Genomic DNA, 26794 nt, shown 5'->3' on the forward strand with positions numbered 1-26794 from the left:
GGCTTCGGCCTCCGTTTTTTTATGGCCCGGGACAAGCAGGTATGCGGGCAGCCCGCGATGCGCATTGTTTGTTGGGGTGGCATCGGGTTCGCGTTTGACTATGGCCCTGATCAACTTTCGGGGCACGCGACATGCCGGCATCCTTTTCCACGTTCGCGTCGGGCTGGCGAACCCTTGGTCTCGTCGTGGCGCTGCCGGCGTCCCTGGCCGTGTTCAGCCCCGTCACCTTCGCAGCCGACGTACTGGTCGTCACCGACAGCCACCACCCGGTCAAGACCATGGGCGGCGAGCGGCTGATCGAGCTGGACGAAGCCCGCCGGATTGAAGCGGAGCTTTCTGCGGAACTGCCCGCCGCCCCCGAACAGGCGGCGGCCACCGTCAAGCGTCGGCTGAACCAAGGCGGCGCCGACCTACAGCGCCGCATCGCTTCCGCATACCAGGGCGTCACCGACGCATGGAGCCTGGGCATCACCAGCATCCCGGCTGTCGTGGTGGATCAGCGCTACGTGGTCTATGGCGAGCCGGATGTGGCCCGCGCTGTCGCGCGCATCGAGCAGCGTCGGAGGACCCAGCCATGACGAGGCCATTCGACCTTATGCGCCGCATGCGGGCTGGCGTGGCTTCCTTGCTGCTGCTCAGCGCCACGGGTAGCTACGCCTTGAACACCACCGCCATCGTTGCCTCGGTGGCCTCGCCCGATTGCTTGGAGTACCGGGTGGTGGGTATCTGCTACTGGCTCTACTGCACCTGGGGAGGCTGCACGGTGCGCACCTCTGTCAAGGTGCGCCACTACATCCCCGATGCGGTCGTCTCCAGCTACAGCAACACGGGCGAGAACCCGTGGGTCGAAGTCCGGGCGATGAGTACGGCCAACCCGTCCGCCCAAGCGGGCGGCGATGGAACGACGAACGAGGATCACGAAAACAATCTCGCGAAATTCAAGAACGCCGACGTGATCGGCCATCCCGGCGTCGAGGTGTTCAACCAGTTTGTTTCGTCCTCGGGCTACTTCTGCGAGGGCGCGGGAACGGCATTCATGCCGTATCTGCTCAGCACCTTGGACACGCTTGCCTGGCGCTACAACGTGCCCGAGATGGCCTACCCGGAGGCATTGATTCCCGGCATGCGCGAGGTCGGCGCACGCACCACGATGAACCTTTGGGGCAACGTGTATCCCCGCGGCGGCTTCCTGCACCAGACCGACGACCACAAATCGGGAGCCGTGGTGGCCCAGCGTGCGGGCGATGTCGTCACGCGCCGCGGGCAGTTGCACGTGTACCAGCCGCTGCTTGCCAATGCCCGCGATGGCTACTGGCCCGCCAGCGCGCTGATGGAGGGTGATGCCTCGACTGGCAAGTGGCAGGAACTCACGCCCGTCCTGTCCTCGTCCTGCACGGTTTTCCCACGCACCGGCTTCCTGACTCAGGCCCAGCAAGGCGACTACGCCTGGGCGCTGTGGCGGCCGTATGCCTGCTGCGAACGCCGTGGACAGGTGTTCCTTGGCAGCGTTGATTTCCTTTGAGGTGCCGCGATGAAGCGTTCCGACTCTATGCAGTTCTCCCCACCGGCTCGTGGCAAGAGGATCTGTTTGGCGCTTACCGGCGCGTTGGTTCTGGCAAGCGGCGTGGCCTGGGGCCAACTGGGCTACCAGACCAGCGGCAACGTCATCGGCGATGACGTCATGTACTCCATCGGCGGCGGCAGCGCCGTTTCGATGGGCCGCGCAGCCGGCATGCGCTCGCTCGGCGTGGGTGTCGGCTGGAACAGCAATCTGATCTGCGGCGACATGAGCATCCAGACCACGTTGAAGAATCAACTCAACGGTGTCACCAATGGCTTTCAGCAGATCATGTCCTCGGTGATCCAGAGTGCTACGAGTGCTGTGGCGTCCCTGCCGGCGTTGATCATCCAGCGTGCAGATCCAGGCCTCTACAACCTGCTCACCAACGGCGTTCTGCAAGCGCGGCTGGATTTCGACCGCTCGAAGCTGACGTGCCGCGCCATGGCCGAAAAGATGGCCGAAACGGCTGGCGGCCAACTCGGCTGGAGCCAGATGGCAGAGGGGTTGGCGCTGCGTGACGCTGTTTCGAGCACGGATGCCGTCTCGGCCATCGAGCAGGCCGAGACGCGCCGTGGCAACGATGGCGTGCCCTGGGTCGGGGGAAGCAATGCCGGCGGCTCCGGTCAGCCCGCGATCAAGGTGGTCGGTGACGTCACCCGCGCGGGCTACAACCTGGTCAATGGCCGCGGGGTGACCGACACGTCGGCAATCGCTCCGGCCAGTTGCACGAGCCTGTCGTGCCAAACCTGGACCACGCCGCAGGCGGCCATCGAGTGGGCAACACGGGTGCTCGGCGAGAAGGAGCAGCGCACCTGCGACGCCTGCACCAAGACGGAGACGGTGCCCGGCGTCGGGCTGACGCCCCTGATCCAGGAGGAGTACGACGCCAAGCTGCAGGCGCTCCAGGACCTGGTCTCCAAGGCGAAGAACACGACGCCCGAAAACCTGCGGGAGGCCGGCAGCGCGTCGCTGCCCATCACGCGCGGCGTGGTCGAGGCACTGCGCGACGAACCGGACCAGCACCTGCTGTCGCAGCGCCTGGCGTCCGAGGTTGCGCTGGCGTCGGTGCTGGAGAAGGCGCTACTGCTGCAACGCACGCTGCTGACCGGCAAGAAGGAGCCCAACGTGGCGGCCAACCAGCTCGCCGTGGAGGCGGTGAACCACGAGAGCGACACGCTCGATCGCGAGATTCGCAACCTCAAGACCGAGCTGGAGCTGCGCCGGGAGCTGGCGAACAACTCGCCCATGGCGATCATCCAGCGCCACGGCACGCGCGCGGCGGGCTCGCGTGGCATCTACGAAGGCGATCCGGTGCCTGACCGCCTCGATCAGTTGCAGAAGGGCAATCCGGGAGGCCGGCCATGAGCCTGATGCGTGCGGCCTGGCTGCGCCCGCGCTGGCTGTTCAACCGGCGCGCAGCGAAGGCGCTGCTGTGGACGATGGTACTCGCGGCCGTCGCCGTGGGTGCCAACATCGTTGGCATCTACCTCGTCGGAAGTGTCGCGGGCTGGGAGCGTTGGCTGGCGGCAGCAGCGGGCTACTTCCTGGTCTGGCGGCTGTGCCTGTATGGCGCGACGGCCTACGGCTGGGTCTGGATGCGTCGCCGGCTGCTTGCGCGTGAGGACGACGCGCAAGCGCGGCGCCGCCTGGTACGCAGCGAGATCGCCGGCGTCGTTGCCATCGTGGCGCTTGAAGCCAGCCTGTTGATGCAGGGCTGAGGGGAGGTCCGAGCCATGACGCTTTTCACAACCGACTACCTGGAGTACTACCTGACCTTGGTGTCCTGGATCGTCAACAACGGCATCTGGGCGGTACTGGTATCCAGCGGGGTATTCGCACTGCCCTTCGTGGCGATCATCGTGCAGGAATGGCTTAAGGCCCGTGCGGAAGGTGCCGACGAAGGCAACAAGGGCGTGCTCTCGGCCGCACGCATCGAGAACCGGGTGTTCGTCGCCATCGTGGTGGTGATGTTCGCCGGCATCCCCTTCATCGACGTGGACCTCAACACAATTCAGTACGACAGCTCGCGCTCGGCCCAGTGCCAGGTCAACGTGCCGCAGCCCACGGATACCGGCTGGTCCCAGTCCTTCAGCACCATCAACAACCAGAGTGCCAAGGTGCCGGTCTGGTGGGCCTTCATGCACGCGCTCTCGCGCGCCGTCACCAGCGCCTCGGTGGCGGCAATCCCGTGCGGGACAGACCTGCGACAGATGCGCATGGAGATCGACGCTACCCGCATCAATGACCCGGTTCTGGCTCAGGAAGTGGCCGATTTCACACACGACTGCTACGGACCTGCACGCGCTAAATTGTTCATGGCGCGGCCGGAGCTGGACGACGCTCAAATGAACGACGTGACCTGGATCGGTTCGAGGTTTTTCACGGATACCGGCGGCTACTACGACAGCTACCGTTCCAGCACGGCGCGCGAGTCATGGCCCTATGACGACACCCGCGACGCAGGGCTTGCGCAGGTGGCCAGTGGCGGCGGCTACCCGACCTGCAGGCAGTGGTGGGCCGATGGCAGCAAGGGCCTGCGGGCACGGCTGCTGGGCCAGGTGGACCCCAGCCTGTTGAATCGCTTGGCGGGCTGGGCCGGGTTCCTGAGCCGTACCGAGGTGGACGATTCGGTGGTCCGTACCATCGCGTCACCGCGACAGCAGAAGCTCAACCAGGGTTCGGTCTATACCGACTACGGCGGCCAGATCGACAAGACCCTGCCGAACATCGTGACGCGGGCCACGGGGGATGTAGGAATGGCGGTCGGGGCACTTGCCGCATTTCCCGCCATGGACGTGGTGCGCCAGGCGCTGCCCATGGTGCTTGCCTTGCTCAAGATGGCACTGGTCATCTGCATCCCGCTCGTACTGGTCGTCGGAACCTATGACCTGAAGACGGTCGTCACCGTCAGCGTCGTGCAATTCGCGCTGTTCTTCACCGATTTCTGGTTCCAACTCGCACGCTGGATCGACAGCACCATCCTCGATGCGCTCTATGGGTGGGGCTTCGGCTGGAACCGGCCACACACTAACTTCGATCCGCTGGTGGGGTTGAACAATGCCTTTGGCGACCTGCTCCTGATGTTCGTCATGGGCACGATGTTCCTGGTCTTGCCGGGCTTTTGGCTTGCGAGCCTTACCTGGGTTGGGATTCGGGCCGGGCACGTCATCCAGGGGCTTTCAGATGGCAGCAAGAGCGCCGGCCAAGCAGGCGGTAAGGGCGCTGGGGCCCTTACCGGAGGTAAGCTGAAGTAGCGCGGTGCCGATCAGTCGTCGGTGTACAACTCGTGCGACGTATCGTTGTACAGATTGGGATCGTAGCCGGGTGTCTTGCGCAGTTCGGTGAGGTCGGTGAACGGCCACTCGTCTTCTTCCGATGTATTGGCAGCCGCCGCCCATCCCGCCACCACGACTCCCAGCAACACGAGTGCGAACCAGAAGGCGGCGTAGAGCAGCGCGCCCAGCACAGCCAGCTTGACCACCCACAGCAGCACTGTGGCACCAACCGAAGGCACCCCTTTGGCCACCAACCAATTCGATACCCGCCGTTCGCCACGCGCATAGACGCGCCATCCGCGGCCAAAGGTACGGCCGAGGCGTTCTGCGGTACTGGTGCGGGTCGTCGTGTTCATGGTCGTCTCCTGCTACTGAGGAATGCCTATTCCTGTTTGCTCCACTTCATTCCGTTTCGGGCTTCAATGTGTTTTCTTGCTGCTTCAGGACGCTTCGTCATCCGGTTCCACCGGGCCGGGGTCGGGCTCCACGCCGATGCGGTAGGTGGCAACGAAACGCGGCCAGTCCACATGGTCAACCAGGTCGATGTCCTCGACAACGCTGACCTTCGTTCCCGCACGCTCGAACAGGGCGATGCTCGCGGCGGGATAGTTGTTGCGCGACGGATAGAGCACCCCGTCGAACAGCGGCTGGCCGTCGTCGCCGACCATCGCATGCACCTGAGCGGACACCTGCTGCGTGTGCGTGTAGTCGCGGCTCGCCAACTGCTCCAGATTCAGGCCGAAGTAGCCCGCCATGACGCCCGGCGCCGTGAGGTCGGCCAGGAGCACGTCGTCCAGCACGCCCACGGCGCGGACCATCCGGGCGTGGACCTCCTTCAGGGCGATGGAGCGCTTCGTGTCTTCAAGCCACTGGTGCTTGTGAAACACCGACTCCATCAGCGCCGTGGGCAGGTCGCGCCCCAGGTAGAGCACGCCGTAGGCCCCCGCCGGGTCATCGTAGCGATTCGTGCTGCTGCGACCATAGTACAGCGGGCTGCCCCGATAGACGACGCGGCTCACATGCTGGAGCAGTTCACCGGCATCGATCAGGAACGAAGGCAGCTCGTGGCTCATGGCGATCTCGCTTCAATGCACCTGGACGCCCAGCACGTTGAACACGGCCTCGGCCACGTCATCGATCGTGCCATGCGTCACCGCATCCACCGGCGAGCGCCCACCCAAGCCTTCGAGCGGTTCGGACAGTGCGCGGTAGATCGTCCAGTGATCGATACCCTCGACCTCCTGAAGCACGGTTTGGGTCAACTGCTGTTTCACCGGGTCGAGCTGCCAGTCGGGCAGCTTCTGACCGCGCGGCCCCACGTTCAGCGCCAGCAGCCGACGCGCGAGGATGTCCTTGTAGATCTGCTGGCGCGACTTGTCCGCCAGCTTGGCGAACTCCGCGGGCGGCAGGTTGTGCGGCTGGTTGAAGGTTTCCAGCAGCACGGCGCGGCCTCGCTGGACGTCGGTTTCATTCGGTGCCCAGCGCGTGTCGGCGCGCAGCGCGGCCGCCTTGCGTGCAAGGGCCTGCCCAACGGTCTCCCCCTCCAAGTTGGCGGGCAGTGTCACCGCTTCCACACGCTCGTGGACGAACGCCTGCAACTCGGCCGCGAAAGCCGTGGCATCCCGGATTTCGACGGTATCCGCGAAGCGGCGTACATCTTCCACCGTGACGCGCGGCAGACGGTCGGCAATGAATTCAATGGCAGTGGGCATGGTCATCTCCCGAGTAGGTTTGGGACAGGATTCACTCTAGTCGCCTTTGTCGCGTCTGTCAACTTAGTCGCCTGAGTGAGAACAACCTACCTGGCGGAAGCAGCGTTCCCACAGCATAGGCAGAGGCCAGCGCCGGGTCGCCGTCCAATGCATTCGAGCGGGTTCCACATTGACGCTGGAGCCGCAACCCAGGCCTCGCTATACCGAAACGGTTAAAGGCCAAAGGGCCGAAATGGCAAGGGAATGGGGTGCAAGGGGAAAGGCCCTACCTCGAAAAGGCCAAAAGGCCTCCCGGTCGGCCCGTCATCAGGACACCCACATGCTTTCCCTGTTCCAGCGAAAACGGCCCCCGGTCGCTGCCGCACCGACGCCACCACCCGTCACCGCCCTCCCGAAAGGGCTGCTGCGTCCTGAGTCGGCCGCATCGCTGCTGGCCACCCCACGCCGGCAGAAGCTGCTGGAGCACATCTGGCAGCGTACCTCGCTCTCGCGTAGGCAATTCGCCACCCTGTATCGCACGCCCCTGGAACGCTATGCCGAACTGGTCCAGGCCTTCCCGGCCTCCGAGGCGCATCACCATGCCTACCCGGGCGGCATGCTCGACCACGGCCTGGAGATCGTCGCCTACAGCCTGAAACTGCGGCAGTCCCATCTGCTGCCCATCGGTGCCAGTCCCGAAGACCAGGCGGCCCAGTCCGAAGCCTGGACCGCCGCCGTTGCCTATGCTGCGCTGCTCCACGATATTGGCAAGATCGCCGTCGATCTACACGTCGAACTGGCCGACGGCAGTACTTGGCATCCGTGGCATGGCCCGCTGCACCAGGCGTACCGATTTCGCTACCGTGACGACCGCGAATACCGCCTGCACAGCGCCGCAACAGGCTTGCTCTATCGCCAACTGCTCGACCGCCACGTCCTGGACTGGCTCAGCGACTATCCGGCTCTCTGGGCACCGCTGCTCTATGTGCTGGCCGGTCAGTACGAACATGCCGGTGTACTGGGGGAACTCGTCGTGCAAGCAGACCGGGCGTCGGTGGCCCAGGAGCTGGGCGGCGATCCGGCGCGCGCCATGGCCGCGCCCAAGCACGCACTGCAACGCAAGCTGCTGGACGGGTTGCGCTACCTGCTCAAGGAACAGTTGAAGCTGAACCAGCCGGAAGCCTCCGATGGCTGGCTCACCGAGGATGGTTTGTGGCTGGTGAGCAAGACGGTTTCGGACAAACTGCGCGCACACCTCCTGTCTCAGGGGATCGATGGCATTCCTGCGAACAACACCGCCGTGTTCAATGTGCTGCAGGACCACGGCATGCTGCAGCCCACACCGGACGGCAAGGCGGTCTGGCGCGCGACCGTGACCAGCACGACCGGCTGGTCCCATTCGTTCACCCTGTTGCGTCTCGCTCCCGCGCTGATCTGGGAGTCTGGCGAGCGACCAGCACCTTTCGCGGGCACGGTAGAGATCGACGCGACGCCCGCGGAAAACGACGCCAGCATGTCGGCTCCCGCGCCTACCGTCTCGGTGAACCCAGCGCAGGGAGGTCAAGAGCCTCCGATTTGGGAGGGCGACAGCACCACCATCGTTTCACCGCCCGCAGCCCAGCCCGTGCCCGACGTCATGGAGGATTTGCTCGCGATGGTGGGCTTGGGTGAGTCGGCCGGCGTTGGCCAGGATGCCGAGGAGTTCCTCCACACCCCCGCGCCAGCAACAGCCGCGACGTCCATTCCATCGCCTGCACCTGCACCCGCGCCTACGCCTGGGTCATCGGCAACGAAGCCATCCGGGGAACAGTTCATGGTTTGGCTGAAGCAGGGAATCGCCTCACGACGGCTCATCATCAACGACGCGAAGGCACTCGTGCATACGGTGAATGACACGGCCTACCTGGTCAGCCCGGGTGTGTTCCAACGCTATGCGCAGGAGCATCCCGAAGTGGCCGCACTCGCCAAGCAGGAGAGTCAACAGGATTGGCAGTGGGTGCAGAAGCGCTTCGAGAAGCTGCAGCTACATCGAAAGCAGCCCAATGGCCTGAACATTTGGACCTGTGAAGTCACGGGCCCGAGGAAGTCCCGCCGACTGCATGGCTACCTCCTCGAAGATGGGTCCTTGGCACTCGCCGAAATACCGCCCAACAATCCCTATCTTGCTCTGACTCAGGAAGGATGACGCGATTCGGGCATTGATCGCCACCGTCGTGTGGCGACGATCAATGCCCCGCGAAAACTGGCAACATTTGGCGAACTGAGCTACTCGGCCCGCGCCAACTCCTGTGCAAGGAACGGAGCGGTTCTGCTGCCAGACGTTCGGGCCACCTGCTGAGGGGAGCCCGCCACCACGATGCTGCCGCCGGCAGCGCCTGCACCAGGCCCCACGTCGATCACCCAATCGGCCTGGGCCACTGCGCGCATATCGTGTTCGATCATCACTACGGTATTGCCGGCATCGACCAGGCGCTGCAACTGCACCAGCAGCCGGTCGGCGTCCGACGCATGCAGCCCGGTAGTCGGCTCGTCGAGCACGTACAGGCTTCGGCCGCGCTGGCTGCGCTGAAGCTCGGTCGCCAGCTTGATACGCTGCGCCTCGCCACCGGAAAGCTCGGTGGCCGGTTGCCCCAGGCGCAGGTAGCCCAGTCCGATATCGCGCAGCAGTTGCAGTGGCCTTGCCACAGCGTCTTCACCCGCGAAGAATTCGCTGGCTTCGTCCACGGTCATCTGCAGCACCTCGGCGATGTTGCGCCCGTTCCATTGCACCTTCAGCGTGGCCTCGTTGTAGCGTGCGCCATGGCACGTCGGGCACGGCGCGTACACGCTGGGCATGAACAGCAGTTCCACGCTGACGAAGCCCTCGCCCTCGCAGGTCTCGCAGCGCCCCTTGGCGACGTTGAACGAGAACCGTCCGGCATCGTAGCGGCGGCGTCGCGCATCGGGCGTGGCAGCGAACAGCTTGCGCACATGGTCGAACAGGCCCGTGTAGGTGGCTAGGTTCGACCGCGGCGTGCGCCCGATCGGTTTCTGGTCCACCTGCACCAGACGCTGTACGGCGTCCACGTCGCCCGCCAGATGGCCGCCGGTCGCTTCGATCACTGCCGGCCCTTCGCTGGTGGCGCTTTCGGCTACATCGTCTTCCGGCTCGTGGCCCAGGTGCAGCAGCACCAGCTCCGGCAGGGCCTGCGCGACGAGGCTGGACTTGCCCGAGCCGGAGATGCCGGTGACGGCCGTCAGCACGCCCAGCGGAATGCGTGCGTCCACGCCATGCAGGTTGTGGCGGTGGACGCCCTGCAGCTCCAGCCAGCCGATCGCTTCGCGTGCCCGGCTCCCCGGCGCGGGGATCTCGTCGAACAGGTAACGGGCGGTGCGCGATTCGGCAATCTTGCGCAGGCCATCCGGCTCGCCACTGTAGAGCACGCGGCCGCCACGCTCCCCGGCATCCGGCCCGACATCCACTAGCCATTGCGCGCGGCGCATCAGTTCCAGGTCGTGCTCCACCACGAACACCGAGTTGCCTGCGTCGCGCAGCCGATCGAGTGCGTCGTACAGGGCCTGGCTGTCGGAGGGGTGCAGCCCCGCCGAGGGCTCGTCGAGCACGTACACGACGCCGAACAGCAGGGAACTCAATTGCGTAGCCAGCCGCAGGCGTTGCAACTCGCCAGCCGAAAGCGTCGGCGTGGCCCGGTCCAGCGTCAGGTAGCCCAAGCCCAGCCCGCGCAGTTGGCGCAGGCGTGCCATCACGCCACCGGCCAGGCGCTGCGCGGCGAGGCGCTTTTCTTCCGACAGCGCGGAGGTGCGGCGCACGTCGGGCGATACCGCGTGTACGGCACGACCGGAGGCCGCGCGTTGGGCACGGTCGCGCCGGGTCGCTTCCTTGTCCGTAGCCGCCCCCGCTGCATGGGCGCGGAAATCACCCTGGGCAATGGGTTCGAGCAAGGCCGCCAACTGGTCCAGCGGCATCTGCATGAACGCGCCGATGTCCACGCCGGCGAAGGTGACCGACAACGCCTCGGGCTTGAGCCGCTTGCCGTGGCAGGTGGGGCACGGCTTGCCCTCCATGAACCGGGACACGCGCTTTCTCATCAGCGCGCTCTGGGTGTTGGCAAAGGTGTGCAGCACATACCGGCGAGCACCGGTGAAGGTGCCCATGTAGCTCGGCTCCATCTTGCGCTTGAGCGCGGCGCGGGTCTCGGCGGGCGTGAAGCCGGCGTACACCGGCACCGTCGGTGTTTCCTCGGTGAACAGAATCCAGTCGCGATCCTTCTTCGGCAGGTCCTTCCACGGTCGGTCAACGTCGTAGCCCATGCTGACCAGGATGTCGCGCAGGTTCTGGCCTTGCCAGGCGGGGGGCCAGGAGGCGATCGCCCGCTCGCGGATGCTCAGGGAGGGATCGGGCACCATGATGGCCTCGGTCACCTCGTACACATGGCCCAGGCCGTGGCAGGTCGGGCACGCTCCCTGCGGCGTGTTGGGCGAAAAATCCTCGGCGTACAGCATCGGCTGGTTGGCTGGGTAGGCGCCGGCGCGCGAATACATCATCCGCACCAGGCTGGACAGGGTGGTCACACTGCCCACGGAGGAACGCGCGTTGCTGGAGCCACGCTGCTGCTGCAGCGCCACCGCCGGCGGGAGGCCGTCGATCGCATCGACGTCGGGCACGCCGGCCTGGTCGATCAATCGCCGCGCATAGGGGGCCACCGACTCGAAGTAACGTCGCTGAGCCTCGGCATAGATGGTGCCGAAGGCCAGCGAGGACTTCCCGGAGCCGGAGACTCCCGAGAACACCACGAGCGCGTTACGCGGGATGGAAACGTCCACCTCTTTGAGGTTGTTCTCGCGCGCCCCGCGCACCTGCACGAGGCCGCTGGCCGCAGCGGTACAAGAGGATTCACCGAAAGAATTGTTTGGCATGTTCTTATCCTGTAGTTCGTCCCGCTCAGGACGGGACTTCCTGAGTTCGTGGGCCGCGGCGACTGGCTTCGAGCGCCGCGGTGACAGTGCGGGCGTCGTAGCTGCCGCGCAGACGACGACCCTCGACGAAGAACGTCGGCGTGGCGTGCGCACCGCTGGCGACCGCACTGGCGAGGTCGCGCTCGACACGCTCGATCACCGCGGTGCTGTCGAGATCCGCGATGAACCGTTCGACGTCGAGCCCAAGCTCGGCGGCGTAGCCGATCAGATGCTCGCGCTCCAGCGCATGCTGACGGGTGAACACGAAGTCCAGCCACGGCCAGAACATCCCCTGGTTCGCCGCTGCCTCGGACGCCCGCGCGGCGATCGGCCCGTGCGGGTGGTGCGGCAGATGGCGCACCACATACCGCAGGTCGTCCCCGAAGTGGGCACGCAGATCGTCCCAAGAACCGGTCGCGTGCGCACAGTACGCGCACTCGAAGTCCACGTACTCGACGAGTGTGAGCTGGGCGTCCTCCGGCCCGCGGATGTGATCGATCTCCGGATCGACCGGTGGCTCAAGCACCATCGGCAGGTCAGCGGTCTTCTCACCCCACCGCTTGGCGGCGACCTTGAAGATCAGCCACCCGAGCAACGTGGCGAACACCATCGACACGAGCACGCCGACCGTCGCCTGGCGGCCCAGGTCGGAGGTCGTGCCGAACGCGAGCCCGATGATCAGCAGCGACACGGTGAAGCCGATCCCGGACAGTGCCGCACCACCGAACACGCTCCCCACCCCGACGCCCTCGGGCAGCCGGCCCAGGCCGAGACGGACGGCGACGAGCGTGATGAGCCCGATGCCCACGAGCTTGCCGAGCACGAGCCCTGCGATGACGCCCCACGTGACTGGCGAGCCGAAGGCCTCGGCGAGCAGCCCGCCACGCACGTCCACTCCGGCGTTCGCCAAGGCGAACACCGGCACGATCAGCAGCGCCGTCGGCAGCCGCAGGAACTCGTGCAATCGCTCGTTCACCGAGATACCCCGGGACAGCCCGCAGTCCACCGCGCGGGCCGATGCGGCACTCGGAGACTGCCAGAAGTCGCGGAACAGTTGTTTTGCCGCGACGACCTTGTGACGTTGCGTCGCGTAGGCGGGGATCAGCAGCCCCGCGGCCATCCCGGCGAGAGAGGCATGGATGCCGGAGTACACGGTTGCGAGCCACAGCACGATCACGATCAGCACATACGGCATTGCCCGCCACTGGCGGGTGCGCCCTAGCCACCACAACGCAACGAGACTGGCGAGGGCGATCAACAACGGGACGATCCGAATCTCCTCGCTATAGACGATGCCGATGATGGACACGGCGAGGAAGTCATCGACCACGGTCAGGGTGAGCAGGAACACGCGCAACTGACCGGATAGCCGCGGGCCGACGATCGCCAGGGTGCCCAGCATGAATGCCGTATCGGTGCCGACCACCGCCCCCCACCCGTGCAGGCCTTCACTTCCGGCCAGCCCCACGATCAGGACATACACCAGCGCGGGAAGCACGACACCTGCGACACCCGCGATCAGAGCGAGACGGGCACGGCTGCGGTCCCTGAGCGATCCGTGGGCGAACTCCTGACGCACCTCCAGGCCGATCAGGAAGAAGAAGACCACCATCAGGCCGTCGTTGACCCAGTGATGCAGATCCATGTGCATGCCCAGCGGCCCGAAGTCAAACCCGACGTCCAGGTGCCACAACGCGAAATAGGCATCGGATAGCGGCGAGTTCGCCCACGCCAGCGCCACGACCGTGACGATCACCAGCAGCACCGCAGCACCAGACTCCGTGCGCAGATAGCGGGCAACGCGTCCCCGGCTGATATTCGCCGAGGATGCACCGAAAGAAGTGGCTGACATGTTCTTATCCTGTTCCTGTAGTTCGTGAAGTCGCGATGAGCCGGTTTCGGAGGCGACCGGTCAGGCGTCCGCCTCTGGCAGCGTCCCATCATCCAGCGAGCGCAGCCAAGTAAGCCTTTCTCCCAGCCTGCGCTCAACACCTCTGTCCGTTGGCTGATACCAGCCCGGCCGCGCCACGCCCTCGGGAAAGTAGCTTTGCCCAGCGGCATAGCCGTTGGGCTCGTCATGGGCATAGCGGTAGCCTTCGTGATACCCCATCTGCTGCATCAGCTTCGTCGGCGCATTGCGAAGATGGAGAGGCACAGGCAGGGAGCCGCTGTTCTTGACGAAGGCCTTCGCCTTGTTCCAGGCGGCATAGGCAGCGTTCGACTTGGGGGCGGCAGCAAGGTAGGTCGCCGCGTGGGCAATCGGTATTTCGCCTTCGGGGGAACCCAGCCTCTCATAAGCCAGCGCGGCATTGAGCGCCAGTTGCAGCGCCTGCGGGTCGGCATTGCCGATGTCTTCGCTGGCCACCACGATCATGCGGCGCGTCACCTGGCTGACGTCGCCGCTGCCGTCGAGGATGCGGGCCAGCCAGTACAGGGCCGCGTCGGGGTCGGAGCCCCGCAGCGACTTGTGGAAGGCGGAGAGCTGCCAGTAGAACTCGTCGCCGCCCTTGTCGAACCTGCGCAGTGATGGGCTGGTGGACAGTTTGGCAAACTCGCCATCGACCACGGCCTTGCCCGCGCCCGACGCAGCATTCGTCACCTGCTCAAGCAGATTGAGGAAGCGCCTGCCATCGCCATCGGCAAAGCCCTTGAGCAGATCCAGCGCGTCCGCGTCCAACGTGACGCCCTGGAGATGCGGCAGTGCGCGTTCGTAGAGCTGGTTCAGTTCGTCGCCGGACAGCGGTTCGAGGGTATAGACCTGCGCGCGTGAGAGCAGAGCGGAATTGACCGCCAGCCCCGGATGCTCGGTCGTTCCCCCCACCAGGGTCAGGAGCCCCGACTCGACATGGGGCAGTAGGGCATCCTGCTGCGCCTTGTTGAAGCGATGGATCTCATCGACGAAAAGCACCGTCGATCGACCATGGTTGCCCAGTTCTGCCTGGGCCTCGTCGATGGCTTGCCGGATGTCCTTCACCCCGGCAAGCACGGCCGAGATGGCGATGAATCGGCTGTCGGTCGCACTGGCGGCCAGGCGCCCCAGGGTGGTCTTGCCCACGCCTGGCGGCCCCCAGAGGATGAACGAGTGCAACTTGCCCGCCTCGAACGCGAGACGAAGCGGCTTGCCGGGGCCGAGCAAGTGCCGTTGCCCGACGAATTCATCCAGCGTCTTGGGCCGCAGGAGTTCGGCCAAGGGAGGCTTGGGCTTTGTCGTGAATAGATCGGTCAAGTTCCTCTCCCTGGTATTTCTGATAGTTGACGTTCCGATAAGGTGTGCACCTCAATCCAGAGAGCCGGATTTATCCAACGCCGTGGGCTCTTTGTCGCTAATCGCATGCATGATGATGCGAGAGCCGCGGTAGCCGATGCTATGGTTCCATACCCAGCTCAACGCGACGCTGAGACGATTTCGCGTACCGATCAGAAAGTAGATATGCGCGAGCTTCCAGATCCACCACGCAAAGGCTCCACGCAGCTTAACCCGCCCCATGTCAATTACGGCCAGGCTGCGGCCGATGGTGGCCAGGTTCCCCTGATGCCGGTATTTGAAAGGCCCGTCAGCGGGCTTGCCTTTCAAACGCCGTCCAATGAGGTTGGCGACGTACTTGCCTTGCTGTTTGGCGGCGGGGGCGATGCCCGGTACGGGCTTCCCATCAGCCATGGTGCACGAGGCGGTATCGCCGATGGCGAAGACCTCCGGGCGACCGGCCACCGTCAGGTCGGGACCAACGACCACTCGACCCGCACGATCAGACGCAGCACCCAACCAGCGAGCCGCGGGAGACGCCTGGACGCCGGCGGCCCAAACGATGGTCTTGGCCGAAAGAGGCTTGCCGCCATACACCACGCCGTCGGCCGAGCATTCGGTGACCGGCGTACCCAGCACGACCTCGACCCCGAGCTTTTCGAGTGCCTGGCGCGTATAGGCCGAAAGATCCTCTGGAAAGACGGACAACAGACGCGGGCCCGCCTCGATCAGTACAACCCGGGACGTGCTCGGGTCGATCGAGCGGAAGTCACGCGCCAGCGTGTCTCGTGCAAGCTCGGCGATGGTCCCGGCCAATTCAACCCCGGTGGGACCACCACCGATGATGACGAACGTCTGCAGCGCGGCACGCTGCTGAGGATCGCTCGTGCGCTCGGCCTCCTCGAAAGCCGCGAGGATTCGGCCTCGAATGGTCGTGGCATCTTCCAGCGTCTTCAACCCCGGCGCGAAAGCCCCCCATTCGTCGTGTCCGAAATAGGCATGGGTAGCACCTGTCGCGAGTACGAGCGTGTCGTAGGTTTGGCGCGAGCCATTGTTGAGAATGACCTGACGCGCGTCCTGGTCGATACCTTCCACTTCCGCCATCAAGGTGTTCACTTCCGGGCGATTTCGGAATAGATAGCGAATAGGCCAGGCGATCTCGGATGTCGAGAGAGATGCCCCTGCGACCTGGTAAAGCAGCGGCTGGAACAGGTGATGATTGCGCCGGTCGATGATCGTCACATCGACCTCGGCACCAGCAAGCTGGTTGGCAACCTCGATCCCGCCGAAGCCCGCTCCGATAATGACGACGTGATGTCGGTTTTTGGAGGTCTTTGTCATGACCTGATCTCCTCTCTCTCAGCGTTTCAGCGCCGATGCGTGGTGTGCCATATGCTCGCCAATGAAACTGGCAATGAAGTAGTAGCTGTGGTCGTAGCCTGGGCGCAGATTCAACGTGAGCGGGTGCCCCGTCTCGTCGCAGGCCTTGCGCAGCAGATCGGGCTGAAGCTGACTCTCCAGGAACTCGTCGCCCAAACCCTGATCCACCAGCAGCGGCAGACGCTCCTGCACGGTGCGAATCAGCTCCACGGTGTCGTACTGCTTCCACGCCTCCCGGTCGCTGCCCAGGTACGCCTCGAAGGCCTTGTGTCCCCAGGGAACCTGGGTGGGCGCGACGATGGGCGAGAAGGCCGAGACGCTTCGATAACGGCCCGGGTTGCGCAGGGCGATGACCAGAGCACCGTGTCCCCCCATGGAATGGCCGCTGATGCTCCGCTCCGCTGTCACGGGAAAGTGGGCCTCGATCAGCGCCGGTAGTTCCTGCACCACGTAGTCATACATCCGATGATTCGCAGCCCAGGGTTCCTGCGTGGCGTTGACGTAGAAACCTGCCCCCTGTCCGAGGTCATAGGCGGGATCGTCGGCAACGCCTTCGCCGCGAGCGCTGCTATCGGGCGCGACGACGGCAATGCCATGTTCGGCTGCGTAGCGCTGGACGGCGGACTTGGTGATGAAGTTCTGCTCGGTGCAGGTGAGGCCTGAAAGCCAGTACAGCACCGGCACCTTGCCGTGCTGTGCCTGCGGAGGCAGATAGACGCCGACTTTCATCGTGCAACCGAGCGTCGTGGATTCATGCTGATAAACGTCCTGCCAACCATCAAAGCTGGCGTGATGTTCGATGCGTTCCATGGTGTTCTCCTATGTTCAAAGGAACGGCGCAGCTCTCGCGCGCCAGGACGGCAGCTCGTCAGGAAGATTTCTCTTCCGCTGCCGTGTCGCCGTGGGCGTGTCTGATCCTGCGCACGATCCACCAGATCGTCAGCATCACCGCAGGCACCAGAACCGCCATCACCGGCGCCACGCTGTCGTGAACCATCGGAATGCCCTTGAGCAAATAGCCGAGAAGACTCACGACGTAATAAGAAATTGCCGCGACCGACAGGCCTTCGACGGTTTGCTGAAGGCGCAATTGCATCTTGGCCCGGTTGTTCATCGACGCAAGCAGATCGCGGTTCTGGCGTTCAAGCTCGACGTCGATCCAGGAACGCAGCAACGCGATGGCCCGGGTCAGCTTGTCGGAGAGCTTGGTCTGGCGCTCCTTTACGGATTGGCATGTCCGCATGGCGGGAGCGATGCGACGCTGCAGGAAATCCGCCCAGGTGCAGTACCCGGATACGGCCTCTTCCGAAAGCGCTGCCAGCCTTTCCTCGACGATCTCGTAGTAGGCACGGCTGGCGCCGAAGCGATAGAGATTCGCCGCAACGCCAGCTTCCAGCTCGGCAGCCAGGCCGGTCAATTCGGACAGCAGCACGTCGCTGTCGCGCCGTTCCACCAAGCTCGTACACATCTCGTCGGTGATCGCCGCAAGGCGCGACTCCATGCGTCGCAGTTCCGACGTCATCGATCGTGTCAACGGCAGGGACAGCAACGCCAAGGTGCGGTAAGTCTCGATCTCCAGCAGACGTTGAGCCAGCGCACCCGCCCGCGCCGGGGTCAAATCGCGGGCCAGGACGAGGATCTGCGTCAGGCCATCCTCATCCTGTCGAAAGTCGGTCAGGATGGCGGCAGAGCCGTTCTCCACCAGCGAGTAGCACAGGCTGGCAGGATCGAAGCGATCGACCTCCTTCTCCGTTTCCGGCGTCCACGGAAGAAGTCTCAAACGGATGCCGGATACGACCGGGCCGGGAGGAACAAATCCATGCTTGAACGGATTTTCGCCGCACGGCTCTCCCGTCTCGGAATCCAGCGAAGCGCACCAGAGATACGTCGAGAACTCGGTGTGCTTTTCGCAGTGCAGGTCTCCTTCATCCCATGTCACGCCGTGGAGCGGCGTAGTATGGTCGGGTTCGGCAACGCCGAAGCGATGAGACAACTCGCTCATCGCCATCTGATCCCTGGCCTGGTCGCCTTCGGTCATGAAAGCGAGCTGCAATATGCCGCGGGGGGCCTGAATCAAGAGATGCGGGCGCGCGTGCACTTCACCCACGGCGGCAGCACGATCGGTATAGGCCGGCATGCCGTACACGGTGGCGGTCGGGGTGGGTTGTACGGTCGTCGTATTGATGTTGGCCGGCTCTTTCATAACGACCTCATTTCTTCTTGGTTGAAAAACACGCTTCAAAGCAAATGCCCGCAGCCATGCGTTTCGCACATGGCTGCGGGCCGATCTTCATGAGCGGGCACCGCTCTACACGGTCCGTCTAATAGGCTCGCCGTGTAGAGGCTTGTGCTGGCCCTTTCAGAACGCCCTCAGCTTCCTAGCTTTCAGACGAAGGTGTACGAGCAAACCTTGTTGCCCGCCGGATCACGCAGGTAGGCCGCATAGGCACCCGGCAGGTGGCCACGCGGGCCAGGCTGGCCCTCGTCGGTGCCGCCTGCGGCAAGGCCGGCGGCGTGGAAGGCATCCACTTCGGCGGGAGTGGCGGCCGCAAAGCCGACCGTCACGCCGTTGCTGGAAGGCGCTTCACCATTGCCCGGACGGGCGATGATGAAAGCCGGCTTTTCGCGACCGAAAAGCACCCATCCGTTGCCGAAAGGACCGAGGTTCTTGATGCCGAGAGCACCCAGAGCGGCGTCATAGAACGCGGCCGACTTCTGGACGTCGGCGGCGCCGATGAAGACGTGCGAGAAGATGCCGTCGCCGGAAATGACAGGATTGGACATGGTTAATTTCCTTGGTGGTTGGTGTTGAATGGATAGTGAGTGATCAGTAGTGGATCACCGTGCGAATCGACTTGCCTTCATGCATCAGGTCGAAGGCGTGGTTGATCTCGTCGAGACCCATGGTGTGAGTGACGAACGGGGCGAGATCGATCTCGCCTTTCATTGCGTCTTCCACCATGCCCGGGAGTTGGGTGCGCCCCTTGACCCCGCCGAAAGCCGACCCCTTCCAGGTCCGGCCGGTGACCAACTGGAACGGACGGGTCGAGATTTCCTTGCCGGCCCCGGCGACGCCGATGACGATCGACTGGCCCCAGCCGCGGTGGGCAGCTTCCAGAGCCGAACGCATCACGTTAACGTTGCCGATGCACTCGAAGGTGTGATCGACACCCCAGCCAGTCATCTCGATCAGAACCTCGTGAATCGGCTTGTCGAAGTCCTTCGGGTTGAGACATTCGGTCGCGCCGAAGGTACGAGCCAGTTCGAACTTCGCCGGATTGGTATCGATGGCGATGATGCGGCCCGCTTTGGCCTGGCGTGCACCTTGAATCGCAGCGAGACCGATGCCGCCGAGGCCGAAGATGGCCACCGAGTCGCCGGGCTGTACCTTGGCCGTGTTGTGCACGGCGCCGATGCCGGTGGTCACGCCGCAGCCCAGCAGGCAGACGTGCTCGGGGTTGGCGTCCGGGTTGATCTTGGCCAGCGAGACTTCGGCGACGACCGTGTATTCGCTGAAGGTCGAGCAGCCCATGTAGTGGTAAAGCGGCTGACCGTTGTACGAGAAGCGAGTCGTACCATCGGGCATCAGCCCCTTGCCCTGGGTTGCGCGAACCGCGACACACAGGTTGGTCTTGCCGGACTTGCAGAACAGGCACTCGCCGCATTCGGCGGTGTAGAGCGGAATGACGTGATCGCCAGGCTTCACGCTGGTCACACCTTCACCCACCTCCACGACGATACCCGCACCTTCATGACCCAGCACGACCGGGAAGAGACCTTCGGGGTCGTCGCCCGACAGGGTGAAGGCGTCGGTATGGCAAACGCCGGTATTCGTGATCTTGATGAGCACCTCGCCCTTGCGCGGCGGCTCGACGTCGATCTCGACGATTTCCAGCGGCTTTCCTGGCCCGAAGGCAACTGCTGCACGTGATTTCATGATGTCGCTTCCTTTACTAGCTAACTAAATTTGCCCTCACCGAGGGCACCCTGGTGCCTCTATCGCAGATAGGAGCGGACGATAGAGATGGTCTCGTCAATGGACTTGTTCTGCGAATCGCTCCTGATTTCGCTACTGGGAAATTCTTCCCGCAGATAGCTCTCCAGAACGGTTGCCATCAATCCGTTGACTGCCCCACGAACGGCCGCAAGCTGCTGAAGAATTGCAGGGCATTCCGCACCTGCATCAAGCGCTTGCTCAAGAGTCGCTACCTGACCTTTGATGCGCCGGATGCGCGTCAGTGCTTGCTTCTTTTCTTCCGGACTGTGTGGCATCGAACACCTCTCTACTTGGGTACATCGCCGCATTATACAATACTCCCCCATAGTATATGCGGCCGAACTTTGCCACAAATTCTGTGCTCTTCGAGCACTCTTACAGGCTAGTACAGGTTTGTTCCCAAGAAGCGCAAAACATTCAAATCAATGAATATTTCTTGCATGTATCGACAGCATCGGGGCAAGTTCAAAACTGGTCAAACTGGAAAAATCTATGCGCAGATAGATATGACCTATCTAAGCCGACTCATCGAGTTGAAGCTATCAAGATGAGACCGGCTAGGCGACCTGATGACCCGAGTGTCGAGCTTTCCGCAGTGCAGGCAACATCTGTCCGTCCCAGTCACGATCGACCGCAACCTGGGCCTGTTCTTGGTTTCGTTCGAGTGCTTCAACGTCAAGATCACCGATCGCCCATGTCTGCGTGCCGCAAGTAGTCGCGAGAATGCCATCCTCGGGGAATCCACGATCCATGGGTGCATAGATCGTGGCCTCGCCAGTGTTCGTGTCCAGCGCCGGACTCCAGTCAGCAGCTCCGGTCGTCACGGCCTGTGCGACGAACATCCGGTTCTCCAGTGCCCGCGCCATGCAGCCCACACGAACCCGGGTTGCACCTGCCCTCGTGTCCGTACAGCTCGGGACCAACAGCAGGCGTGCACCCGCCTCTCGCTGGGCTCGCACGGGCAATGGAAACTCACTGTCGTAGCAGACAGCGATGCCGGCACGCACGCCATTCAGGTCGAACACTTTGAGTTCGTCGCCCCCCTCGATGACGCCAGTGTCTTTCTCGAACCCCGTCAACTGCAATTTGTCCTGGTAGTCACGCGTGCCGTCCGGCGCAAACCACCACGCCCGGTTGCGATAGCGATCCGGTCCAACCCGGGTCAAGAACGTACCGGCCTGAATGGTCATGCGCAGCTCGCGCGCCAGGTCGGTGTACAGGGCCAGCCACGCAGGCTGCAAGGCCTGCAGCGCGGCCAGCGAGGCGTTGAAATCCTGGCGGATGCCAGGCTCGAACATCGCAGCCAGTTCGAGGGACAGATATTCTGGCAACACGGCCAGTTCCGCTCCGGCACGGCTCGCCTCCTCCAGAACCCGCCGCTGCCGCGCTGCGAATGCCTCGAAGCCCGTGGGCTGACCCACTGCGTATTTCGCAACTGCTACTTTCATTTCGCGTTCTCCAGGGAGCGCAGCCACATCGTGAGCGTCTGCTCGGTTTCGCTCGGCTCACCCACCTGTTTCCAGGGCAGCGTAACCTTCATGTCCGACTGCCGCACGTAGCCACGACGGATCCAGAAGGGATCATTACTGCGGTAGTTGGAAGGACGCCGGGGATCGTCGTCTGCTCGATCCACCGACGCGAACGATGTCCACTGCATGCCGCCCAACGAACGGGCATGCGCTTCGCGTTCGTCAAAGAAGCGATGGCCCAGGCCAAGGCCCCGGAAGGCCGGGAGCAGGACTGATTCGCCGCAGTAAAACACTGCCTCCATCGGGATTCCTCGATCGGCGAACGGCACCTGGAAGGCCGGCTCCGCATCGCCGAGCGGCAATCCCGTGGACGCACCCACGACCACGTCATCAGCGAGCGCGAGTACCAGCAGGCTGTCTGCCGAACGGGCGTACATAGCGAGGTAGTGCTTCTCGTATTCGGTGTCGCCCTCGTACAGGTAAGGAAAGCTGCGGAAGACGCTCGCCCGCAGGCCTGCCACGGCATCGAACCATTCGGCAATGTCCGGACCACGATGAACCAGCACCTGCACGTCGCTGGTCATTTCAGGCGTCCCCTCCAACCTGTGCGATCCAGTCGCCGAGGTTGTAGTAGTTGGTGACACGAGCGATCTTGCCATCGCGGATCTCGAAGAACGCGCCGCCCGGCAGCACGTAGCGCTGGCCCTGGGCTTCCGGCAGCCCGTCGTCCGTGACCTTGTATTCGCCATGCACCACGTACTCCGCGCCTGCACACAGGCCGTCGGCGCTGACCATCACCACGATCCCGCGCAGTTGCTCGCCATAGCAGCGGTCCATGCGCTGCAGGAAGGCGCGGAAGGCTTCGCGACCGACCTCACGAGCGCCCTGGTTCAAGTCGTGCGCGACGTCATCGGTCAACATTGACAGCATGGCCTCGCGGTCACCGCGGTTGAAGGCGTCGTAGTAGGCAGTGATGAGAGTCGCAGCGTTCATTCGCGTTCCTTATTGGGTTGTTCGGAGCGGAGCATTCCGGGGTGTTGTCAGTCTGGGCAACCGCGCCTCCCTTGTATATGGAATTGTTGCGATTTTATAATTCCACAATCTGGAACAATCAACGAGCAGCGAAATCGGCCATAAGGCGTGCGTCATGAACAAGGAAATGGAACTACTGCGCATCTTTCGGGTGGCGGCCGAAAGCAGCAGTTTTCGCGATGCGGCCGTCCGGCTGGGGACTTCTCCGCAAGGTGTAACCCGTGCCATCCAGCAACTGGAGCAACACTACGGCGAGGTGTTGTTTCATCGAAGCACGCGCCAGGTGCGCATCACCGCCTTCGGCGAAGGGCTGCTAGACCAAGTGCGCCCCGCATTGGAGCGGTTCGAGGATCTGTGGCGAACGCCTGGCTCCGACCAGCAGGCCTCTCTGTCCGGTACGGTTCGCATCACCGCACCGCACAGCTTGGGCACCAGAGCGGTGCTACCGGCACTGGAGCGCGTGGCCGCGCGCCATCCCGGCATCACGCTGGATGTGCGCCTGTCCGATCGCATCAGCAATACGGTTGACGAAGGGATTGACGTCGGGATCAGGGTCGGATTCATGCGCGATAGCCGCTTCGTCGCACGCAAGGCCGCCGACATGAGACTCCCCATCGTTGCCGCTCCGCGCCTGATCAAGAAAGTGGGCGTACCTGCAAACATCGATGCGCTAAGCAGCCTGCCAGTTACCGTGGCCTTGGATATCAATACCGGCCGTCCCTGGCCTTGGCACTTCAAGGCGGGACGCCAGTGGACACCTACCGCACCCACTCTCGTCGCAGACAATGCCGACATGGAAATGGGAGCGGCGCTGGCCGGGATCGCGTTCGCGCAACTGGCGGACTACATGGCCGCCCCCTACATTGCCAGCGGGAAGCTCGTGCGAGTGCTGGAGAACGAAGAACCTCCGGCATGGGGGTTGTACGTCTATCGGCCTCAGCGTGGCCCCATTCCGGGAAGGGTTCGAGCGGTATTTGATGAAATGCTGGTCGCCGTTGGATCGTTGCCAGCTTTGCGCTGACACGTCGCAAGACGCTGTAGGGCACACACCTTGGAAAGCGGGGCACTGAGCCTCGGCGGCTCACCCCTCCGGTTGAATGATGAGCCGACCGTCTGCCCGCTTGCCCCAGGTGCAGATCGGTCGGCCATGCAACTCAATGCCGGCGAACGATTAGATGTAAATGAATTGCCGGTACAACCCATCCAACTGATGACGAATGTCTTCGACGCGCTGCTCGTCACCGGTATCGGTAAATTCGAGTAGCTGCTGTTCCTTGGCAGTGATCTGATCGCAAAGGTCGGACAAGTTCTCGCAGAAAGCCTCGGAATGAACGGTGGGCTCCTCCGTATTCGTCTCTTCCCCTGCTAGTTTTCGCACAGACGAGGCTGGAGAAATCCCATTTTCCTCGTTAAAGGCAATTTGAAGCTGCCTGCGCCTATTGGTCTCATCGATCGCCTGCTTCATCGCCGGCGTCACCGCGTCGGCGTACAAGATCGCCTTGCCGTTTTCATTCCGAGCGACTCGACCGATCATCTGAATGAGCGCATGGGCCGAACGCAAGAACCCTGCACGGTCTGCATCGAGAATGGCAACCAATGATGCCTCTGGAATATCCAGCCCTTCGCGCAAAAGACTAATCCCAATCAAAACATCGAACTCTCCTGCGCGCAGGCCATTGATGATCTCAACACGATCCTCCGCTTTTATGTCCGAATGCATGTAGCGCGCTCGAATCCCGTTGTCCGTCAAGAAATCCGTTAGCTCTTCTGCACTGACCTTCGTCAGCGTAGTCACAAGCACTCGATTCTTTCTCTTCACGCACTTCGATATTTCGGCAAGCAGGTCATCTATGTATCCATCCGCTTTCCGCACTTCAACCTTGGGGTCAAGCAGTCCCGTTGGCCTGATAACCTGTTCGACAACCCTGCCTTTCGACACCCTCAGCTCGTAGTCGCCCGGAGTAGCGGAAACAAAGATGGTCTGAGGCTTGACCTTCTCGAACTCGTCAAAGTTCAATGGCCGGTTGTTCTTCGATGAAGGCAAACGGAACCCGTAATCGATCAGCGTGTCCTTGCGCGCCTGATCCCCCCGGTACATTGCGGATATCTGTGGCACCATGACATGAGATTCATCGACGAACAGCAGCCCGTCTTTCGGCAAATAATCCAGCAACGTGATCGGAGGAGAAGCTGCGTCTCGGTCGCTGAAGTAGCAGGAATAATTCTCCATCCCCGAGCAATAGCCGACCTCGCGCATCATTTCCACGTCATGCGTGATCCGCTCGTACAGTCTGTTTGCCTCGACCAAGCGATTATTCCTGTTCAGCTCGGCAACCCGCTCTTCCATATCAGCGAGTATCTTTTTGGATGCAGAATCTATTTTGTTCGTGGGCGGTGCGAAAAGCGTTTTTGGCGAAACCAAATAATGGTCTATCTCTCCCAACGTCTTGCCAGTAACAGGGTCCATCCATTGGACAGACGCAACAGTGTCATCCAACAGTTCCACCCGAACCGCCCTGTACTCGGAATCAGCGGGGAAAATGTCAATCACATCACCTTGGACGCGGAACGTTGCACGCTTGAGCGTACGCTCCGTGCGATCATATTGCAGCAAAGCCAAGCGACGAATTAGCTCTCTCTGGTTTAGTTTGACCCCAGGGGACAGAGCGATCTGTAGCGCTCGATATGCATCTGGATCACCCAGGCCGTAGATTGAAGACACCGAAGCGACGACGATCACGTCACGACGCTCAATCAAGGATTTGGTCGTGGACAGGCGCAGGCGCTCAAGGTGGTCATTGATGGCCGAGTCCTTCGGTATGAAACGATCGGTGCCCGGCATATAGATCTCGGGCTGAAAATAGTCGTAATACGAAACGAAGTACTCGACCGCATTCTCAGGAAAGAAGTGCTTCATTTCACTATAGAGCTGCGCGGTCAACGTCTTGTTGGGAGCCAAGATCAACGTGGGCCGCTTCAGACGATGAATCACATTGGCCATGGTGAAGGTCTTACCTGAGCCGGTGATACCTTTCAGCGTCTGGTGCGTCGCACCTTCTTCTATGTCCGACAGCAGCCGCGCGATCGCCTCTGGCTGGTCCCCCGCCGGCGTATAGTTGGAGTGCAGAATAAACATACCGGTTGACATTAGATATCTCCTAATTGAGCTACTTCAATTTGTCCTGATGTATCGGCTATTCCAGAAGACCTATAGCAGTACCAAACTGGGGTGTAAATGACGGCGATCCTGCCGCGCCCCACCTGGGCGTAGGCGTCGCCAACATGATAGCCCAACACATGGGCGGGCTTCCCAGTGCATATCCGCCGATCGCCACGACGTCAGCCAGCGGCCCGTCTGCCAATGCACCTGGAGCCACTCGCCTCGTTGAGCGCTGACATCGAGCCGTGGCGGGCGAGGTTGCTCTGTACGCCCAATGTGTGGCGCCGGCTCCCGCCGATACGCGCCTTTGTCTCTCTCAGCCCTCCAGACGAGGCGTTGGAAACGTGGAGCTACGTCGCCCCTCTAAAGATGCACGATCTCAACATTCGGCCATTTGCCTGCAAGGTACTCGGCCACTAGCCTCCGATGGCAGTGATGGGGCTTGTCTTCGCTGCAAAGCAGGCAACTGTTATCAATCTTTTCTTTATCGATTGACTCAATCTTTCGGGACGACATTAAATCCAGAAATTTACTGGCGTAGATATCCCAATCTCCCCCTTTTATTTTATATTCCTCGAACATGTCTTTGGTTGGAGCAAGTGCTGGTAGATGTTCATATTCCATCCCACACAACGCCTCGGAAAAATATCGAAGATCCTCGCGTTTAGCGAACCCGGCCAATTGCGAAACATTATTCAGGCGAACATCGACAAGGCGCTTGGCACCAGAAGCACTTAACTTGGTGAAGAAGGACCGCGCGGAGGTCTTAGTGAATCCAATCGTGAATATCTTCATCTGCCTTATTCCCCTCGTTCCTTCATCCATAAATGGCTGTTATTGAGCTACCGCCAGGCATGCCCGTCAATCGCAGCTAAGGAAACGCTGGGGGCATGGTGTACTAGGGATGGTCTGAAGTAGCCCCTGTTTTCCGGCTACTTCGCCATCGACACTTTCAAAAAACGGTAGCCGCTCAAATCCCGGTCAAACCTGCCGTCTATTTCAGCCTTTTTTGCCGCTGCAAGCACCTCG

At 62.6% G+C, this 26794-nt stretch carries 24 protein-coding genes; 7 read left to right on the plus strand and 17 right to left on the minus strand.

Annotated elements, in window-relative coordinates:
* The first annotated feature begins 131 nt into the window (after positions 1–131).
* Genes GIW79_RS11640 through GIW79_RS11660 form a run of 5 tightly spaced genes read left to right on the plus strand, consistent with a single transcriptional unit; the run spans position 132 to position 4815 of the window.
* Positions 132–578: a TIGR03757 family integrating conjugative element protein gene (locus tag GIW79_RS11640; protein ID WP_017514119.1), complete on the plus strand. Its 447-nt coding sequence runs from the start codon at positions 132–134 to the stop codon at positions 576–578.
* Positions 575–1522 carry a TIGR03756 family integrating conjugative element protein gene (locus GIW79_RS11645; protein ID WP_023103897.1) on the plus strand — a complete coding sequence of 316 codons (948 nt, stop codon included), beginning with the start codon at positions 575–577 and terminating at the stop codon, positions 1520–1522. Before GIW79_RS11640 ends, GIW79_RS11645 begins: the two co-directional genes overlap by 4 nt.
* Positions 1523–1549: 27 nt before the next feature.
* Complete coding sequence (locus GIW79_RS11650; protein WP_425301414.1) at positions 1550–2926, plus strand: integrating conjugative element protein; 1377 nt, start codon at positions 1550–1552, stop codon at positions 2924–2926.
* Complete coding sequence (locus GIW79_RS11655; RefSeq protein ID WP_017516006.1) at positions 2923–3279, plus strand: hypothetical protein; 357 nt, start codon at positions 2923–2925, stop codon at positions 3277–3279. The genes GIW79_RS11650 and GIW79_RS11655 overlap by 4 nt, the downstream gene beginning before the upstream one ends.
* Before the next feature lie 15 nt (positions 3280–3294).
* A complete protein-coding gene (locus tag GIW79_RS11660; protein WP_236452512.1) occupies positions 3295–4815 on the plus strand; it encodes a conjugal transfer protein TraG N-terminal domain-containing protein in 1521 nt (506 codons plus the stop codon).
* A gap of 11 nt (positions 4816–4826) precedes the next feature.
* On the opposite strand, the gene GIW79_RS11665 is transcribed toward GIW79_RS11660, so the two are convergent.
* The 3 genes from GIW79_RS11665 to GIW79_RS11675 all read right to left on the minus strand — a co-directional run bounded on the left by GIW79_RS11665 (position 4827) and on the right by GIW79_RS11675 (position 6548).
* Entirely contained in the window at positions 4827–5192 is a 366-nt protein-coding gene (locus GIW79_RS11665; RefSeq protein WP_028690953.1) for a DUF3742 family protein, read from the minus strand.
* Between the two features lie 84 nt (positions 5193–5276).
* Positions 5277–5909, minus strand: coding sequence for an RES family NAD+ phosphorylase (locus GIW79_RS11670; protein WP_028690952.1), 633 nt, complete (start codon positions 5907–5909; stop codon positions 5277–5279).
* Positions 5910–5921: 12 nt separating this feature from the next.
* Positions 5922–6548: a hypothetical protein gene (locus tag GIW79_RS11675; protein WP_023657212.1), complete on the minus strand. Its 627-nt coding sequence runs from the start codon at positions 6546–6548 to the stop codon at positions 5922–5924.
* 319 nt (positions 6549–6867) lie between these two features.
* Between GIW79_RS11675 and mobH the strand changes: the two genes are divergently transcribed.
* Positions 6868–8712, plus strand: coding sequence for a MobH family relaxase (mobH, locus tag GIW79_RS11680; protein WP_028690951.1), 1845 nt, complete (start codon positions 6868–6870; stop codon positions 8710–8712).
* Positions 8713–8792: 80 nt separating this feature from the next.
* On the opposite strand, the gene GIW79_RS11685 is transcribed toward mobH, so the two are convergent.
* The 12 genes from GIW79_RS11685 to GIW79_RS11740 all read right to left on the minus strand — a co-directional run bounded on the left by GIW79_RS11685 (position 8793) and on the right by GIW79_RS11740 (position 22566).
* Positions 8793–11444: an excinuclease ABC subunit UvrA gene (locus GIW79_RS11685; protein WP_028690950.1), complete on the minus strand. Its 2652-nt coding sequence runs from the start codon at positions 11442–11444 to the stop codon at positions 8793–8795.
* A 25-nt stretch (positions 11445–11469) separates the two neighbouring features.
* On the minus strand, positions 11470–13335 hold the full coding sequence (gene nhaA / locus GIW79_RS11690; protein WP_028690949.1) for a Na+/H+ antiporter NhaA: 1866 nt from the start codon (positions 13333–13335) through the stop codon (positions 11470–11472).
* Between the two features lie 60 nt (positions 13336–13395).
* Positions 13396–14709, minus strand: a complete 1314-nt coding sequence (locus GIW79_RS11695) for a replication-associated recombination protein A (RefSeq protein ID WP_028690948.1) — start codon at positions 14707–14709, stop codon at positions 13396–13398.
* A gap of 51 nt (positions 14710–14760) precedes the next feature.
* A complete protein-coding gene (locus tag GIW79_RS11700; protein WP_028690947.1) occupies positions 14761–16068 on the minus strand; it encodes an NAD(P)/FAD-dependent oxidoreductase in 1308 nt (435 codons plus the stop codon).
* Positions 16069–16086: 18 nt separating this feature from the next.
* On the minus strand, positions 16087–16917 hold the full coding sequence (gene fghA, locus GIW79_RS11705; protein ID WP_023464790.1) for an S-formylglutathione hydrolase: 831 nt from the start codon (positions 16915–16917) through the stop codon (positions 16087–16089).
* Positions 16918–16975: 58 nt separating this feature from the next.
* On the minus strand, positions 16976–18310 hold the full coding sequence (locus tag GIW79_RS11710; RefSeq protein ID WP_023464791.1) for a DUF3422 family protein: 1335 nt from the start codon (positions 18308–18310) through the stop codon (positions 16976–16978).
* Between the two features lie 182 nt (positions 18311–18492).
* Complete coding sequence (locus tag GIW79_RS11715; protein WP_023103885.1) at positions 18493–18891, minus strand: VOC family protein; 399 nt, start codon at positions 18889–18891, stop codon at positions 18493–18495.
* A 43-nt stretch (positions 18892–18934) separates the two neighbouring features.
* The gene (locus GIW79_RS11720) at positions 18935–20044 is read right to left on the minus strand and encodes an S-(hydroxymethyl)glutathione dehydrogenase/class III alcohol dehydrogenase (RefSeq protein WP_011871467.1); all 1110 of its coding nucleotides are present in this window, start codon (positions 20042–20044) and stop codon (positions 18935–18937) included.
* Between the two features lie 59 nt (positions 20045–20103).
* Complete coding sequence (gene frmR / locus GIW79_RS11725; RefSeq protein ID WP_007182548.1) at positions 20104–20379, minus strand: formaldehyde-responsive transcriptional repressor FrmR; 276 nt, start codon at positions 20377–20379, stop codon at positions 20104–20106.
* Between the two features lie 282 nt (positions 20380–20661).
* Positions 20662–21552, minus strand: a complete 891-nt coding sequence (locus tag GIW79_RS11730) for a carbon-nitrogen hydrolase family protein (RefSeq protein ID WP_028690945.1) — start codon at positions 21550–21552, stop codon at positions 20662–20664.
* Positions 21549–22157: a GNAT family N-acetyltransferase gene (locus GIW79_RS11735; protein WP_028690944.1), complete on the minus strand. Its 609-nt coding sequence runs from the start codon at positions 22155–22157 to the stop codon at positions 21549–21551. Before GIW79_RS11735 ends, GIW79_RS11730 begins: the two co-directional genes overlap by 4 nt.
* Position 22158: 1 nt before the next feature.
* Positions 22159–22566 (minus strand): ketosteroid isomerase-related protein, encoded by a 408-nt coding sequence (locus tag GIW79_RS11740; RefSeq protein ID WP_023103882.1) that lies wholly within the window; start codon positions 22564–22566, stop codon positions 22159–22161.
* Positions 22567–22720: 154 nt separating this feature from the next.
* Here GIW79_RS11740 and GIW79_RS11745 point away from each other — a divergent pair, with 154 nt between their 5' ends.
* The gene (locus GIW79_RS11745; protein ID WP_023103881.1) at positions 22721–23626 is read left to right on the plus strand and encodes a LysR family transcriptional regulator; all 906 of its coding nucleotides are present in this window, start codon (positions 22721–22723) and stop codon (positions 23624–23626) included.
* Positions 23627–23776: 150 nt separating this feature from the next.
* Here the strand turns inward: GIW79_RS11745 and uvrB are convergent, their stop codons facing one another.
* A complete protein-coding gene (gene uvrB, locus GIW79_RS11750; protein WP_028690943.1) occupies positions 23777–25753 on the minus strand; it encodes an excinuclease ABC subunit UvrB in 1977 nt (658 codons plus the stop codon).
* Between the two features lie 375 nt (positions 25754–26128).
* A complete protein-coding gene (locus tag GIW79_RS11755; protein ID WP_023835768.1) occupies positions 26129–26560 on the minus strand; it encodes a DUF488 domain-containing protein in 432 nt (143 codons plus the stop codon).
* Positions 26561–26794 lie beyond the last annotated feature (234 nt).

This window comes from Pseudomonas sp. PA-7-1E (assembly GCF_021605325.1).
Lineage (GTDB): Bacteria > Pseudomonadota > Gammaproteobacteria > Pseudomonadales > Pseudomonadaceae > Aquipseudomonas > Aquipseudomonas fluorescens_BV.

Bases quoted from the DNA above. Each gene is read 5' to 3' on its own strand.
- GIW79_RS11755 (WP_023835768.1), bottom strand. From the start codon at position 26,560: ATGAAGATATTCACGATTGGATTCACTAAGACCTCCGCGCGGTCCTTC.
- GIW79_RS11730 (WP_028690945.1), bottom strand. From the start codon at position 21,552: ATGAAAGTAGCAGTTGCGAAATACGCAGTGGGTCAGCCCACGGGCTTC.
- GIW79_RS11685 (WP_028690950.1), bottom strand. From the start codon at position 11,444: ATGCCAAACAATTCTTTCGGTGAATCCTCTTGTACCGCTGCGGCCAGC.
- GIW79_RS11735 (WP_028690944.1), bottom strand. From the start codon at position 22,157: ATGACCAGCGACGTGCAGGTGCTGGTTCATCGTGGTCCGGACATTGCC.
- GIW79_RS11675 (WP_023657212.1), bottom strand. From the start codon at position 6,548: ATGCCCACTGCCATTGAATTCATTGCCGACCGTCTGCCGCGCGTCACG.
- GIW79_RS11710 (WP_023464791.1), bottom strand. From the start codon at position 18,310: ATGAAAGAGCCGGCCAACATCAATACGACGACCGTACAACCCACCCCG.
- GIW79_RS11745 (WP_023103881.1), top strand. From the start codon at position 22,721: ATGAACAAGGAAATGGAACTACTGCGCATCTTTCGGGTGGCGGCCGAA.
- GIW79_RS11670 (WP_028690952.1), bottom strand. From the start codon at position 5,909: ATGAGCCACGAGCTGCCTTCGTTCCTGATCGATGCCGGTGAACTGCTC.
- GIW79_RS11645 (WP_023103897.1), top strand. From the start codon at position 575: ATGACGAGGCCATTCGACCTTATGCGCCGCATGCGGGCTGGCGTGGCT.
- GIW79_RS11665 (WP_028690953.1), bottom strand. From the start codon at position 5,192: ATGAACACGACGACCCGCACCAGTACCGCAGAACGCCTCGGCCGTACC.
- GIW79_RS11740 (WP_023103882.1), bottom strand. From the start codon at position 22,566: ATGAACGCTGCGACTCTCATCACTGCCTACTACGACGCCTTCAACCGC.
- GIW79_RS11660 (WP_236452512.1), top strand. From the start codon at position 3,295: ATGACGCTTTTCACAACCGACTACCTGGAGTACTACCTGACCTTGGTG.
- fghA (WP_023464790.1), bottom strand. From the start codon at position 16,917: ATGGAACGCATCGAACATCACGCCAGCTTTGATGGTTGGCAGGACGTT.
- mobH (WP_028690951.1), top strand. From the start codon at position 6,868: ATGCTTTCCCTGTTCCAGCGAAAACGGCCCCCGGTCGCTGCCGCACCG.
- GIW79_RS11715 (WP_023103885.1), bottom strand. From the start codon at position 18,891: ATGTCCAATCCTGTCATTTCCGGCGACGGCATCTTCTCGCACGTCTTC.
- uvrB (WP_028690943.1), bottom strand. From the start codon at position 25,753: ATGTCAACCGGTATGTTTATTCTGCACTCCAACTATACGCCGGCGGGG.
- GIW79_RS11720 (WP_011871467.1), bottom strand. From the start codon at position 20,044: ATGAAATCACGTGCAGCAGTTGCCTTCGGGCCAGGAAAGCCGCTGGAA.
- GIW79_RS11655 (WP_017516006.1), top strand. From the start codon at position 2,923: ATGAGCCTGATGCGTGCGGCCTGGCTGCGCCCGCGCTGGCTGTTCAAC.
- nhaA (WP_028690949.1), bottom strand. From the start codon at position 13,335: ATGTCAGCCACTTCTTTCGGTGCATCCTCGGCGAATATCAGCCGGGGA.
- frmR (WP_007182548.1), bottom strand. From the start codon at position 20,379: ATGCCACACAGTCCGGAAGAAAAGAAGCAAGCACTGACGCGCATCCGG.
- GIW79_RS11640 (WP_017514119.1), top strand. From the start codon at position 132: ATGCCGGCATCCTTTTCCACGTTCGCGTCGGGCTGGCGAACCCTTGGT.
- GIW79_RS11650 (WP_425301414.1), top strand. From the start codon at position 1,550: ATGCAGTTCTCCCCACCGGCTCGTGGCAAGAGGATCTGTTTGGCGCTT.
- GIW79_RS11700 (WP_028690947.1), bottom strand. From the start codon at position 16,068: ATGACAAAGACCTCCAAAAACCGACATCACGTCGTCATTATCGGAGCG.